This window comes from Vibrio sp. FF145 (assembly GCF_041439075.1).
Taxonomy (GTDB): Bacteria; Pseudomonadota; Gammaproteobacteria; order Enterobacterales; family Vibrionaceae; genus Vibrio; species Vibrio tasmaniensis_A.
In genome coordinates, this window is sequence record NZ_JBGONH010000008.1 from 19,718 (window position 1) to 33,669 (window position 13,952).

General features: G+C 44.8%; 12 protein-coding genes. 6 read left to right on the forward strand and 6 right to left on the reverse strand.

The genetic code is table 11. The features are described from left to right. The first annotated feature begins 3 nt into the window (after positions 1 to 3). The 6 genes from ACED42_RS04845 (at position 4) to cobB (ending at position 7,528) form a co-directional block, all read left to right on the forward strand. Entirely contained in the window at positions 4 to 2,859 is a 2,856-nt protein-coding gene (locus ACED42_RS04845) for a formate dehydrogenase subunit alpha (protein ID WP_009846730.1), read from the forward strand. 11 nt (positions 2,860 to 2,870) lie between these two features. After that, positions 2,871 to 3,479, forward strand: a complete 609-nt coding sequence (fdh3B, locus tag ACED42_RS04850; protein WP_010440854.1) for a formate dehydrogenase FDH3 subunit beta — start codon at positions 2,871 to 2,873, stop codon at positions 3,477 to 3,479. Between the two features lie 13 nt (positions 3,480 to 3,492). Next, positions 3,493 to 4,566 (forward strand): formate dehydrogenase subunit gamma, encoded by a 1,074-nt coding sequence (locus ACED42_RS04855; RefSeq protein ID WP_135382572.1) that lies wholly within the window; start codon positions 3,493 to 3,495, stop codon positions 4,564 to 4,566. After that, positions 4,550 to 4,966, forward strand: a complete 417-nt coding sequence (locus ACED42_RS04860) for a hypothetical protein (RefSeq protein ID WP_371701664.1) — start codon at positions 4,550 to 4,552, stop codon at positions 4,964 to 4,966. Before ACED42_RS04855 ends, ACED42_RS04860 begins: the two co-directional genes overlap by 17 nt. 348 nt (positions 4,967 to 5,314) lie before the next feature. Beyond that, positions 5,315 to 6,535, forward strand: a complete 1,221-nt coding sequence (locus ACED42_RS04865; protein WP_371701666.1) for an ammonium transporter — start codon at positions 5,315 to 5,317, stop codon at positions 6,533 to 6,535. 258 nt (positions 6,536 to 6,793) lie between these two features. Further along, positions 6,794 to 7,528 carry a Sir2 family NAD+-dependent deacetylase gene (cobB, locus tag ACED42_RS04870; protein WP_371701668.1) on the forward strand — a complete coding sequence of 245 codons (735 nt, stop codon included), beginning with the start codon at positions 6,794 to 6,796 and terminating at the stop codon, positions 7,526 to 7,528. Between the two features lie 115 nt (positions 7,529 to 7,643). Here the strand turns inward: cobB and ACED42_RS04875 are convergent, their stop codons facing one another. The 6 genes from ACED42_RS04875 to potA form a co-directional block, all read right to left on the reverse strand. Next, positions 7,644 to 8,489, reverse strand: coding sequence for a GGDEF domain-containing protein (locus ACED42_RS04875; protein WP_371701670.1), 846 nt, complete (start codon positions 8,487 to 8,489; stop codon positions 7,644 to 7,646). Between the two features lie 101 nt (positions 8,490 to 8,590). After that, positions 8,591 to 9,628, reverse strand: coding sequence for an extracellular solute-binding protein (locus ACED42_RS04880; protein WP_371701672.1), 1,038 nt, complete (start codon positions 9,626 to 9,628; stop codon positions 8,591 to 8,593). A 226-nt stretch (positions 9,629 to 9,854) separates the two neighbouring features. Further along, on the reverse strand, positions 9,855 to 10,889 hold the full coding sequence (locus ACED42_RS04885) for an extracellular solute-binding protein (RefSeq protein ID WP_371701674.1): 1,035 nt from the start codon (positions 10,887 to 10,889) through the stop codon (positions 9,855 to 9,857). Positions 10,890 to 11,035: 146 nt separating this feature from the next. Next, entirely contained in the window at positions 11,036 to 11,806 is a 771-nt protein-coding gene (gene potC, locus ACED42_RS04890) for a spermidine/putrescine ABC transporter permease PotC (RefSeq protein ID WP_004733706.1), read from the reverse strand. Next, positions 11,806 to 12,663 carry a spermidine/putrescine ABC transporter permease PotB gene (gene potB, locus ACED42_RS04895; RefSeq protein WP_017059630.1) on the reverse strand — a complete coding sequence of 286 codons (858 nt, stop codon included), beginning with the start codon at positions 12,661 to 12,663 and terminating at the stop codon, positions 11,806 to 11,808. The genes potC and potB overlap by 1 nt, the downstream gene beginning before the upstream one ends. Then, positions 12,647 to 13,762: a spermidine/putrescine ABC transporter ATP-binding protein PotA gene (gene potA / locus ACED42_RS04900; RefSeq protein WP_017097861.1), complete on the reverse strand. Its 1,116-nt coding sequence runs from the start codon at positions 13,760 to 13,762 to the stop codon at positions 12,647 to 12,649. Before potA ends, potB begins: the two co-directional genes overlap by 17 nt. Between the last annotated feature and the right edge of the window lie 190 nt (positions 13,763 to 13,952).

Sequence of the window (13,952 nt, forward strand, 5' to 3'; positions counted from 1 at the left end):
CGGATGAAACTTGTCAAACGCTCCGATAGTGTGAGCAAAGAAACCAATCAACTGGGTGTGTCTCGACGTGCCTTCATGAAAAACACCTCATTAGCAGCTGGTGGCGCGGTAGTAGGCGCAAGTCTATTCGCTCCAGGCATGATGAAAAAGGCGCAAGCTAAGTCAGTCGATCCTGAAGCAAAAACAGAAGTGAAACGCACTATCTGTTCTCACTGTTCTGTGGGTTGTGGTATTTACGCTGAAGTTCAAAACGGTGTTTGGACGGGTCAAGAGCCTGCATTCGATCACCCATTCAACGCTGGTGGACACTGTGCTAAAGGTGCAGCTCTGCGTGAACACGGCCACGGTGAGCGTCGTCTTAAGTACCCAATGAAATTGGAAGGCGGTAAGTGGAAGAAGCTTTCTTGGGAACAAGCGATTGAAGAGATCGGTAACAAGGCACTAGAACTTCGTAAAGAGTCTGGCCCTGATTCGGTTTACTTCCTAGGTAGTGCAAAACACAGTAACGAGCAAGCTTACGCATTCCGTAAGATGGCGTCTTTGTGGGGAACAAACAACGTTGACCACCAAGCGCGTATTTGTCACTCAACCACAGTAGCCGGTGTTGCAAACACTTGGGGTTACGGTGCGATGACAAACTCGTTCAATGACATGCACAACTGTAAATCGATGCTGTTCATTGGTTCAAACCCTGCAGAAGCTCACCCAGTAGCAATGCAGCACATCCTAATCGCGAAAGAGAAGAACAACTGTAAGATCGTTGTGGCAGATCCTCGTCGTACGCGTACGGCTGCGAAATCTGATCACTATGTTTCTCTACGCCCGGGGTCAGACGTTGCGTTTATCTGGGGTGTGCTATGGCATGTCTTTGCTAATAAGTGGGAAGACAAAGAATTCATCCGCCAACGTGTATTTGGCATGGACGAGATCCGTGAAGAAGTCGCGAAGTGGAGCCCAGCAGAAGTTGAACGCGTAACAGGCGTAAGCGAAGAAGACGTTTACCACACAGCAAAACTGCTTTCTGAGAACCGTCCAGGTTGTATCGTTTGGTGTATGGGTGGTACTCAACACACGACGGGTAACAACAACACACGAGCTTACTGTGTACTTGAGCTTGCGCTAGGTAACATCGGTAAATCAGGCGGCGGTGCAAACATCTTCCGTGGTCACGATAATGTACAAGGCGCAACTGACCTTGGCGTACTGTCTGACACACTTCCAGGTTACTACGGCTTGTCTGAAGGTTCTTGGCGCCACTGGTCTAAAGTTTGGGACATCGATTTTGACTGGGTGAAAGGACGTTTCGACGACAACGCATACGGCGGTCAAAAACCAATGAACAGTGCAGGTATTCCTGTATCTCGTTGGGTTGATGGCGTACTTGAAGACAAAGACAAGATCCGTCAGCGCGAAAACATCCGTGCCATGTTCTACTGGGGTCACGCGGTGAACTCTCAGACTCGTGGTCCAGAGATGAAGAAGGCGATGCAGAAGCTGGATATGATGGTTATCGTTGACCCATATCCAACAGTTGCAGCAGTGATGAACGATCGCACAGATGGCGTTTACTTGCTTCCAGCAACCACTCAATTTGAAACCTACGGCAGCGTAACGGCATCAAACCGTTCTCTACAGTGGCGCGACAAGGTTGTTGATCCTCTGTTCGAATCTAAGCCTGATCACGAAATCATGTACCTTCTTTCTAAGAAGCTTGGTTTCTCTGATCAACTGTTCAAAAACATCCGTGTTGAGAACAACCAACCGTTGATTGAAGACATCACTCGTGAATTCAACAAAGGTATGTGGACGATCGGCTATACAGGTCAAAGCCCAGAACGTTTGAAAGAACACCAGCAAAACTGGCACACGTTCCACAAAACAACGCTTGCTGCAGAAGGCGGCCCAGCGAATGGCGAGACTTACGGTCTTCCTTGGCCATGCTGGGGCAACCCAGAGATGAAACACCCAGGTACGCATATCCTTTACGATACGTCTAAACCGGTTGCTGAGGGCGGCGGTAACTTCCGTACTCGTTTCGGTGTCGAATTTGAAGGTCAAAGTCTATTAGCTGAAGACAGCTACTCAAAAGGCAGCGAAATCAAAGACGGTTACCCAGAATTCAGTGACAAACTGCTGAAACAACTGGGTTGGTGGGACGATCTAACCGCAGAAGAGAAAGCTTCAGCGGAAGGTAAGAACTGGAAGACTGACGTTTCTGGTGGTATCCAGCGTGTGGCTATCAAACACGGTTGTATCCCGTTTGGTAATGCGAAAGCGCGTGCGATTGTTTGGACATTCCCAGACCGCGTACCACTGCACCGTGAACCACTTTACACGCCACGTCGTGATCTTGTTGCAGACTACCCAACATGGGATGACAAGGAAGCAATCTTCCGTGTTCCTACGTTGTACAAATCAATTCAAGACCAAGACAAGTCTGCTGAATACCCAATCATTCTGACTTCTGGTCGTCTGGTTGAGTACGAAGGTGGTGGTGAAGAAACACGTTCAAACCCATGGCTAGCGGAACTACAACAAGAGATGTTTGTTGAAGTGAACCCGAAAGACGCAAACGACATTGGCTTCAAAGATGGCGATGATGTTTGGGTTGAAGGTGCTGAGAAAGGCCGCATCAAGGTGAAAGCGATGGTTACTCGTCGTGTTAAACCGGGTTTAGCGTTCTTGCCGTTCCACTTCGGTGGTAAGTTTGAAGGTGAAGACTTACGTTCTAAATACCCAGAAGGCTCTGATCCTTACGTTATTGGCGAAGCTGCCAATACAGCAACCACATATGGTTACGACCCTGTCACGTTGATGCAGGAAACGAAAGTAACCCTTTGTAATATTCGTAAAGCGTAAGGAGTCTTAAAATGGCTAGAATGAAATTTCTTTGTGACACCAAACGTTGTATCGAATGTAACGGTTGTGTCACTGCATGTAAGAACGAAAATGATGATGCTCTGGAGTGGGGTATTCAACGCCGCCGCGTTGTGACACTGAACGATGGTGAACCGGGTGAAAACTCTATCTCAGTCGCATGTATGCACTGTACTGATGCCCCTTGTATGGCAGTTTGCCCAGCAGACTGTTTTGAACATACAGAAGACGGCATCGTACTTCACAATAAAGATCTATGTATCGGTTGTGGTTACTGCTTGTTTGCTTGTCCGTTTGGCGCACCTCAATTCCCTAAACAGGAAGCCTTTGGTGAGCGCGGTAAAATGGACAAATGTACCTTCTGTGCTGGCGGCCCTGAAACAGAACCTGGTTCTGTGGAAGAGCGTCAGAAGTACGGTGCGAACCGTATTGCTGAAGGTAAGCTACCAATGTGTGCTTCGCTTTGTTCAACAAAAGCGCTGCTTGCAGGTGATGCTGAGCAAGTCTCTGATATCTTCCGTCAGCGTGTTGTAGAACGCGGTGCGAAAGGTGCTGGTTGGACAGACGGCAACGACCTTTCTTACGATGCGATGAAGAGCTAGTTAGGAGAGACATATGCTTACAATGTTTAAGCGTCTCTTCCTTGTTGTGCTGCCGATGTTGGCAGCACTAACAATGCTGTCTCCTTTGAGTCATGCATCTGAGACGAACTCATCACAAACTCAATCGAGCTCTGCTGAAAGAGAAATCACACAACTTGCTGGCGCTGATTTTTGGCGACAAGTAAGAAACGGTGAGGAAGGTTACACCACATCTCAATCTGCTGAGCACGGTGTGTTAATCAGTACGCCCGGGCAAACGTGGTACATATTGAAAGAGAAGTGGATGTCGCCAGCCGGTGCCGTCGCTATCTTTGGCAGTATTGCTTTCGTTACTCTAATGTACGTTGTGATTGGCCCATTAATGCTGAGTGCGCCAAGAACTGGCCGTAAGATCAAGCGTTGGTCTCGACTGGATCGTGCGTTGCACTGGAGCATGGCGTTTACTTTCTTAACGCTCGCGTTCAGTGGTTTGATGTTGGTTTACGGCAAGCACTTTTTGAAGCCGTATATTCCAACTGACCTTTGGGGCTTTATCGTTCTATTGGCGAAGCAATACCACAACTACATCGGCCCGATTTTCTATGTGCTATTGATGGCTGTTCTTATCAAGTGGTGGCGCAAGTCGATCTTCAAAATGGTCGATATTCAGTGGTTCATCAAACTAGGCGGCATGGTAGGGAAACACAAAGGTTCTCATCCATCGGCAGAGTTTTCGAACGCGGGTGAAAAAGCGCTGTTCTGGCTATTGATTGTAATGGGTAGTGTCGCTGCGATCAGTGGCTTGGTTTTAGATTTCCCAATCTTTGGCCAAACACGACGTGATATGGAGCTTTCAAACCTAGTCCACATGCTTGCTGCTCTGATCCTTATCTGTGGTTTTGTGTTCCACATCTATATTGGTTTGTTCGGTATGGAAGGCGCACTAGAAGGTATGGTAACAGGCGAAGTCGATGAAACCTGGGCTAAAGAACACCATGACCTTTGGTACAAAGAAGTGATGGAACAAGAGAAAAACGGCGTTGAACAAAGCGCTAACGTAGCAACAGAGAAAATGGAAGGGGTGAATAAGAATGAACAAACCTCATAAGGGTATTTGGGTTGCTTACATCCTAAGCTGCTTTACACCATTTACTTGTCTTCTCTCTGGTGTGATTGCCATTATCTACGCGGGCTATCGTTTAGATAAAGGCGAAGACGGCGAAGTAGTGGATACCCATTACTACGGCTTGATTCGCTCGTTCTTCTTGAATCTGACGTTCTTTGTTGTGCTTATCGTCACGGTAGCAACCTCAAACGGCGTGTTAATTGGTGTGAACGATTACTGGTATCAAAACCATATTATCGATGACATCGCTTACTACATTCCATATGTGGGCATGTTGTTCGGTGGTGTGGCGATTGTGGTTTGGTTTATCCGCATGTCTCAGGGTATGCAGCGTTTAAGTCAAAACCTACCGCAAAACCCGTCGACAGGACCAAACCTGTAACGCTAACACGTTAACGACATCTCTAAAGAAGGCCCAGTGATTCAATTTCACTGGGCTTTTTGTTTTTAAGACTCTGGATCAGAATCTTCTTATTGACCGCTTCAATATGGTGCAACTCCCTTATTTGGTGCAATTGTCGTGGTTGTTTTTTCGATTTTTAATAACCATAAAAGTGCACGTAAATATTTAAACTCTAATAATCAATGGCTTAAAGTTGAAGCTTGTTGCACGAGAATTACTGCTCACACTTGGAACACATCTTGCGTTTACTGTTGAGTCTTTAATTAATTACAACATTGAATCGCACGATATCAGTGCAAATCAGATAAAGCGAAGGAGAATGCTTTAATGAGTGAAACGGTGACTCAAGTTCATAGTGCAGTACAAACCCTTACCCAAAGTTCAGATACTTTATTCCTACTACTTGGCGCAATCATGGTCTTCCTGATGCATGCAGGCTTTGCTTTTCTCGAAGTCGGTACCGTGCGAAAGAAGAACCAAGTCAACGCGCTGGTTAAAATCCTTTCCGACTTTGGTGTATCCGCCATCGCTTATTTCTTCATCGGTTACTGGGTTGCTTACGGCGCTCACTTTTTTGCTGACGCTGAAACCCTATCGCAAGGTAATGGATACGAGCTGGTTAAATTCTTCTTCCTAATGACTTTCGCAGCGGCAATTCCAGCGATTGTTTCCGGTGGTATCGCTGAGCGTGCTCGTTTCTATCCAGTACTCATCGCAACACTGTTCACCGTAGGCTTTGTTTACCCATTCTTTGAAGGGATCATCTGGAACGGTAATTTTGGCTTCCAAGACTGGTTAGAAGATCAGTTTGGCTATGGATTCCATGACTTCGCGGGTTCAGTCGTGGTTCACGGTGTCGGCGGTTGGATTGCATTAGTCGCGGTTTACTTCCTAGGCATGCGTAAAGGTCGCATCCGCGCGGGTAAACATACTAACTTCGCACCATCGAACATTCCTTTCCTAGCTCTCGGTTCTTGGATCTTATGTGTGGGTTGGTTTGGCTTTAACGTGATGTCTGCTCAAGCGATCAATGGCATCAGCGGCTTGGTGGCGATGAACTCACTAATGGCAATGGTTGGCGGTATCCTTGCGGCGCTTGTTGCTGGTAAGAATGACCCAGGCTTTATCCATAACGGCCCTTTGGCTGGTCTCGTCGCTATTTGTGCGGGTTCAGACTTAATGCACCCATTAGGTGCGTTAGTAACTGGCGGCGTGGCAGGCGCATTGTTTGTTTACCTGTTCACGTACATGCAAAACAAAACACAGATTGATGATGTATTGGGTGTATGGCCTCTACACGGCGTATGTGGCGCTTGGGGCGGCATTGCTGCGGGTATTTTCGGTTCGCAAACATTCTGGGGCTTAGGCGGTGTAAGCTTTGCTTCTCAAGTGGTTGGTACACTCGCAGGTATTGCAGTCGCACTGATTGGCGCTTTGATTGTTTACGGCGTACTGAGCAAGCTTACTGGCTTACGATTAAGTGAAGAAGACGAATTCAACGGTGCGGATCTTTCAATCCATAAGATCTCTTCTATCAACGAAGACTAATACTAGTTGCTGCGATGAGTTTTAAACTCATCGAGTACATAACAGTTAAACAGAACTAAGCGGCTTCGGTCGCTTTTTTGTTTCTATGAATAACAAAACACAGAGTTTGCGCAAGAACGGTCACAGCTATCAAGCGAGTTATGTCACAAATAGCCAATGAATTCAGTTGCCTAAGACTATGGTCTAATCCCTAAAACTATTGTTGGAATTTGAACAGTGCTAAGCTGTTACAAAGTGACATATCTAAAAGGACGTTGTATGCATTTCCCATATAGAAATATCGTAATTCTTACTGGCGCCGGCATCTCCGCGGAGTCGGGGATTCAAACATTCCGAGCACAAGACGGGCTATGGGAAAACCATAAAATCGAAGATGTCGCGACCCCTGAAGGGTTTGCAAAAGATCCCGACTTGGTTCAAGCCTTCTATAACAAGCGTCGCCACGGTTTACAAGGTGAGAGCATTCAACCCAATTCAGCCCACAAGGCGCTAGGTGAGCTTGAAGATAAACTTGATGGCAAAGTAACAATCATCACTCAGAATATCGACAATCTGCACGAGAGAGGCGGTAGCAAAAACATTATCCACATGCACGGTGAACTTTTAAAAGCACGTTGCAGTGAATCAAATCAAGTTATCGAACACAAAGATGACATCGAAACCGGTCAACTTTGTCACTGTTGTCAGATTCCCGCGCAAATGCGCCCTCATATTGTGTGGTTCGGGGAAATGCCGTTAAGAATGGGCGACATCTATTCAGCGTTAGAAGAAGCGGACTTGTTTATCTCTATCGGAACTTCAGGTGTTGTTTATCCTGCTGCAGGGTTTGTTCATGATGCGAAGATGCATGGTGCGCATACTATAGAGATAAACCTCGAACCCAGTGCGGTTGAAAGTGAGTTTGAAGAGAAACGCTACGGTAAAGCGAGTGTCGAAGTTCCTAAACTAGTTAGTGAGCTATTGTACTCAGAGAAGGGAGCTCTAACGGCCTGAAGCTTAAACCGGTTAATAAGTCTATTAACCGGTTTAAGAGTGGGATTTTAGAAATAGTTGCCAGCCAACCGTTATTTGCTATTAGTGGCAAACTGACATTCATTCAGATGAAGATCTAGTCGTCTGTTTGCCTTGGTGTCTCTAGGTTTGGACAGGACACGCACCAAGAGTTTTGAGCTGGGCGCTGGGCTTTTTTCATTTCGTACATCGCCTTATCGGATTCAATAAGTGCTTGTCTAAAATTATCTCGACTGGTCACTTCGATACCGTAAGAAAAATTGATGTTTTCTCCATGAAGTAGGTTGCTTACTTGGCTGACAAACTCACCTCCACGACCGAGTTGAGTGGTTGCGACAAACTCATCACCACCAACTCTAAACACCATTTCATCTTCCAGAGCCGTTTGCCTCAGGGCCTGCGAGAAGCGGACAATCATTAAGTCTCCGACTTTGTGACCTTTAAGGTCATTTGTCGCTTTTAGGCCGTCTAAGTCGAAGTAAATGAGCTCGAATTTTTCAAGTTTGATCGCGTCAAGCTTCTTACGGTTGTACAAGCCCGTAAGCTCATCCCGTTTACCTTGCTCTTTGATCTTGCCAGTCAATTCAGTAATTCCAAAAGCGATCAATAAAAATGCTATTTGTAACAACCCGTCTTCCAAGAAGGTATCAATAAGTTCATTCTGGTCGGCCCACTCATCAAGGTATTTAAGCTCGGTTGACACGTCATAAAACAGGTTGAAAATAAGTAATAACGCACCGTAGCGAAGGATTTTATGAGGGCGAATTGAATGACGCGCAACATAATAAATGTAAATTATGATCACGAGGGTATTTGTTTCGAAAAACAAATCATAGTTTGAATCAATATGAATAAATGAACTCAGGCCAAGCATCAAAAGTGACGCTAAAAGCATAAAAGTCACAACTAACAGAAGAGGGTTTGCCTGCATATATAATCGCACTCCGTATTGTTTGTTTTATCCTATATAAATTCTGGATAAAAATAAAGCGGCCTACGCCGCTTTATTTAACATCTTACCAACAACTTAGCTTTATTAACAAGTTAGTTGTCTACTTTAAGTTTCTGGAAGTATTCGTCATAAATAACGCTCGCTTCACCGACTTCATCTTGCCATACACCATTATCCATCACTGCTTGTGGTGGGAAAACGTTCTTGTCTTCAGCAAATTCTTTTGGAAGAAGAGGGTAAGCCGTTTTAACTGGCGTCGGGTAGCCGATCTCTAGAGCAATTTTCGCTGCGTTCTCTGGGCGAAGAAGGAAATCGATCATCTTATGAGCGGCTTCGATGTTCTTAGCACCTGAAGGAATTGCTAGGCTGTCCATCCAGAAGATAGCACCTTTCTCTGGCCAGATAATGTCAATCGTCGCGCCTTCTTGGCGAGCCATGTAAGCAGAGCCGTTCCAAAGCATACCAAGAGACACTTCACCGGCTAGGTAAGGGTTCGCTGGGAAATCAGAGTTAAATACCAATACGTTTGGCATCAGCTTACGAAGTTCTTCGTACGCTTCTTTGATTTCTTCTGGGTTGGTTGTGTTTGGAGAGTAACCCAGTTTAGATAAAGCGATATGGAAAACCTCACGAGAGTCATCCATCATCATCAGCTGACCTTCCCACTGTGTATCCCACAGGTCGCCCCAGTTTTTCACTGAAGATTTGTCTAGCATATCTGAGTTGATACCAATGCCCGTCGCACCCCAAATGTATGGGATTGAGTAGTTGTTACTTGGGTCAAAAGGCTTATCTAGGTAGTTTGGATCCAAATCTGCAAAGTGGCTTAGCTTAGTTTTATCAAGCTCTTGAAGCATGCCTTCTTTACGCATCTTAGAAACGAAGTAAGTAGAAGGAACCACTAAGTCGTAACCCGTACCTTGAGTTTTTAACTTAGCGTACATGCTTTCGTTAGACTCATAGGTTGAGTAATAAACTTTAATGCCCGTCTCTTCGGTGAAGTCTTCTAGTACTTCATTTGGAATATATTCAGACCAGTTGTAAAAATACAATTCTTGGTCAGCTGCGAAAGAGGGTGTAGAAAGTAAAGTAGCAGCACACAATGCGCCGGTATACAGTGTTTTTTTCATTACTGTTCCGTTCATTTGTTTGATTTGGAGCTGGGTAGTGAACCCAAAGTAAAATGATTTCTAAAAATCGCGCTAGATTATAGCAGTGATATAACAAAATAGGCAGCCTAAGCTGCCTATTGATTGATATTCTTATTTTTAACTTGTTGATTATCTGACTAGCCTTGTTTAGCAAGAGAATGACTTATTAGCGTCTATTCACCAGAGTACAAGATGACTAACTCGCTTACTGACCGGCTTTAAGCTTCATGAAGTAATCTTCGTACTTCACTGTCTTGTCGCCAACCGCAGCTTGCCATTCGACACGGTCAAGATCTTCTTGAGACGGGAACAGAGCTGGGCTGTCTTTGAACTTCTCGTTAGACGCTTTAACAGCCGTTAGGTAGCCAGTATCGCGAGAGATCTGCTCTGCGATTTCTGGGCGAAGTAAGAAGTCGATCATCTTGTGAGCCGCTTCTACGTTTGTTGCACCAGAGCTGATAGCAAAGTTATCAACCCAACCGATACCGCCTTCTTTAGGGAAAACTAATTTGATTGGTAGACCTTCGTTCTGCGCAGCGGCAGCAGAGCCGTTCCACAGCATACCAAGGCCAACTTCACCAGACATGTATGGCGCGCCAGGGTTATCTGAGTTAAATACTAGAACGTTAGGCATCAGCTTTTTCAGCTCTGCGTATGCTTCGTCGATCTCTTTCTCGTCTGTTGTGTTACCAGAGTAACCTAACTTACGTAGTGCGATATGGAACACCTCACGCGTGTCATCCATCATCATCAACTGACCTTCAAGCTCTGGCTTCCATAAGTCAGCCCAGCTTTGAAAATCTTCTGGGTCATACATGTCAGTGTTAACAGCAAGACCTGTGATCGCAACTACGTGTGGAATAGAGTAGTCGTTACTTGGATCGTACGGCTTATCTAGGTAATTAGTATCTAGATTTTTGAAGTTGTTCAGCTTCGTTTTGTCGATCTTTTGTAGCATACCTTCGTCACGCATCTTAGATACGAAGTAAGTCGACGGCACAACCAAGTCATAGCCTTTGTTGTGTGTTTTTAGCTTTGCATACAAGGTTTCGTTCGACTCGTAAGTCGAGTAAATCACTTTGATGCCAGTTTCATCGGTGAACTGTTCTAGGATCTCACTGTTGATGTAAGGTCCCCAGTTCATGAATACCAATTCTTTGTTATCTTTCGCAAAAGACGGTGCAGATAACATTGAAAGCGCACATGCACTACCAGCTAATAGAGTAGCCCATTTTTTCATTGACGTTAGCTCCAAACTAAACGTTGCCCTCAGGCAGTAGATAGAAAAACAGAATGGCAATTGACCATTCTGTTTATGATTAACACTTTTTTGAACTGAAGTATCTTAACTTCTTACCAAGCCTGTCTCTGTATAGAGTAGTAGACTTACTTGATTTTTTCTCTTGCTAATAACTGAGAAATGATCACCAGTATTAACGATACCACTAACATCACTGTTGCTAGGGCATTGACCTCCGGAGAGATACCCACTTTAACCATTGAGTAAATCTTCAGTGGTAAGATTTCATACGTTGGACCGGTTACGAAAGAACTGATGATCACATCGTCCAAAGACAGAGTGAAGCTCAATAACCAACCCGCAGCAACCGCAGGCTTAGCAAGAGGTAATATGATCTGTTTTAGGATCGTCCATTCGCTCGCGCCTAAGTCTTTTGCGGCTTCTAACATCTTCACATCAAAGCCATTCAAGCGACTGTAAACCGTTACCACAACGAACGGTAGACAGAAGGTAATGTGAGCAGCAAGTAGGGTAAAAAACCCAAGTTGAACACCCATTACCAAGAATAGCGCAAGAAGCGAAATTGCCATTACGATATCTGGTGACATCATTACGATGAACAGCATACCATTTACGATGCCTTTACCTTTAAATTGGTAACGGAATAGGGCTACTGCTGTAAGGCTCCCGACAATCGTGGCGGCTGTTGCTGAGAACACGGCTACGTTGATCGAGTGCCATGCAGCCTGCATTAGGCTGTCGTTGTTAATCAGCGCGTCATACCATTTCGTGGTGAAGCCACCCCATTTCATACCAAACTTATTGGCATTAAATGAGTTAGCAATCAATACTATTATAGGCAAGTATAGAAAGGCGTATACCAGCGCCATAAAGCTGAACTTAACTGTGCGACCCATTAGTCTAGCTCCACTTTCTTGTTCAAGAGCTTACCTGCTCGGTAGTAGGCATACAGCATCACAGCCATTGCCATGGTCAGTGCGATACTCGTTGCTGCACCAAACGGCCAGTCTCGAGCGTTGAGCACTTGGCTCTTAATCACGTTACCAATCAATAGATTCTTAGCTCCGCCTAATAGGTCAGAGATATAGAACATACCTAACGCAGGCAGTAGTACTAACAAACAACCGCCGATAATGCCGGGCATTGTTAGTGGCAGTACAACTTTCAATAGCGTTTGCAGTTTGTTCGCACCTAAATCTTTAGCCGCTTCTAAATACGTATCATCCAGTTTTTCAATCGCTGAATACAGCGGCAGAATCATAAACGGAAGTAGGATGTAGACTAAACCGATCATTACTGCGGTTTCTGAGTACATGATACGTAACGGTTTATCAATAATATCTAGCGCTAACAAGCTTTTGTTCAAGACACCCTGCGTGCCCAGTACAATTTTCAATCCGTAAGTACGAATCAAAGAGTTAGTCCAAAATGGGACAATCACTAGGAACAACATGATAGGACGCCACTTCGCCGGCATTTTTGCCACGATGTAAGCGAACGGGTAACCAATAATTAAACAAAGTAGGGTCGCGACAATTGCCATATAGAAAGAGTGCATCAACACTTTAAAATACAGCGGGTCAGCCAAACGCACATAGTTATCGAGAGTAAAGGTCATCTCAATCAAGTTAGCTTCATCACGAGTTAAGAAGCTAGTACCGATGATCATGATGTTTGGAATCATCACGAACAGCACTAACCAACCTGTGATTAAAGCAACAATTGCGTTTTGTAAATTAAACTTCTTGCTCATCTTCTAATACCACTTCCCAGCTCTCAACCCAAGTTACTGCAACTTTTTGGCCCAGTGAGTGATCAACATCAGGGTCATCTTCGTTGAAGAATTCGCTAACCATGACACGCATACCCGACTCAAGTTCTACGACTGAATCTAATGTCATGCCTTTATAGGTTCGCTCGACAATGTAACCAACAATACCGCGTTGCTCAGATTCTTTGATTTCTTCGATACGAAGATCTTCAGGGCGAAGCAATACTTGCAGTTTTTGACCCGGTGTTACGTCTTTATCGTGATAGATAATGGACTCTTCACCTTCGATTGTCGCAACAATGCGCTTTTCATCTTGACGAGATTTAGCTGTCGCCTCGAATACGTTAATTTCACCAATGAAACGCGCTACGAATAGGTTCTTAGGCTCTTCGTAGATCTCTCTTGGTGTTCCGTCTTGTTCAATCACGCCATCACGCATAACAATAATGCGGTCGGACATAGAGAGTGCTTCTTCTTGGTCATGCGTTACAAAAATGAACGTGATACCAAGTTGGCGTTGCAGTTGTTTCAGCTCAATTTGCATCTGTTTACGTAGTTTGTAATCCAGAGCAGATAGAGATTCATCCAACAAGAGAACTTTAGGCTTATTAACGACAGCACGAGCGATTGCGATACGTTGCTGTTGGCCGCCAGATAGCTGGTGTGGCTTTCGTTGTGCCATTTGCTCTAAGCGCACCATCTTCAAAGCATCCATTACACGAGGTTCAATCTCGCTGCTTGGAACTTTCTGCATGCGTAAGCCAAATGCCACATTATCGAAAACGGTCATATGCGGGAATAGGGCATAGCTTTGGAAAACAGTGTTTACATGCCTTTGTTCAGCAGGAACTTGGGTTACGTTCTGTCCAGCTAATAGTATTTCACCACTATCCGCCGTTTCAAAACCCGCAATCATTCTTAGCACGGTTGTTTTACCACAACCTGATGGGCCTAAAATCGTGAGAAACTCACCATGATTTACGTTTAAATCCAGATTGCCGATGACTTCCTTACCATCGAAACTTTTACTGATGCCAGTTAGCTGTACTACTGGCTTCCCTACTGATTTTTTAGCGTTCAACGTCTGTTTTTCTCCACCTTGGTTCTATTTGAGACCTGTTGCTATACACCTCTAAGGCGCGCATCATAATCACCAAAAACGTGAATTCAAAGCATTTTTTATCTTTCGAAGACAAAAAAATTCGCAGGTAAAAGTAAACATCCTTTACCATACTGTTATTTGTTGGGTTCACACCCTAACAAGTGTCTAA

Coding starts and splice junctions, on each gene's coding strand:
- ACED42_RS04845 (WP_009846730.1), top strand. CDS start 4: ATGAAACTTGTCAAACGCTCCGATAGTGTGAGCAAAGAAACCAATCAA.
- fdh3B (WP_010440854.1), top strand. CDS start 2,871: ATGGCTAGAATGAAATTTCTTTGTGACACCAAACGTTGTATCGAATGT.
- ACED42_RS04855 (WP_135382572.1), top strand. CDS start 3,493: ATGCTTACAATGTTTAAGCGTCTCTTCCTTGTTGTGCTGCCGATGTTG.
- ACED42_RS04860 (WP_371701664.1), top strand. CDS start 4,550: ATGAACAAACCTCATAAGGGTATTTGGGTTGCTTACATCCTAAGCTGC.
- ACED42_RS04865 (WP_371701666.1), top strand. CDS start 5,315: ATGAGTGAAACGGTGACTCAAGTTCATAGTGCAGTACAAACCCTTACC.
- cobB (WP_371701668.1), top strand. CDS start 6,794: ATGCATTTCCCATATAGAAATATCGTAATTCTTACTGGCGCCGGCATC.
- ACED42_RS04880 (WP_371701672.1), bottom strand. CDS start 9,628: ATGAAAAAAACACTGTATACCGGCGCATTGTGTGCTGCTACTTTACTT.
- ACED42_RS04885 (WP_371701674.1), bottom strand. CDS start 10,889: ATGAAAAAATGGGCTACTCTATTAGCTGGTAGTGCATGTGCGCTTTCA.
- potC (WP_004733706.1), bottom strand. CDS start 11,806: ATGGGTCGCACAGTTAAGTTCAGCTTTATGGCGCTGGTATACGCCTTT.
- potB (WP_017059630.1), bottom strand. CDS start 12,663: ATGAGCAAGAAGTTTAATTTACAAAACGCAATTGTTGCTTTAATCACA.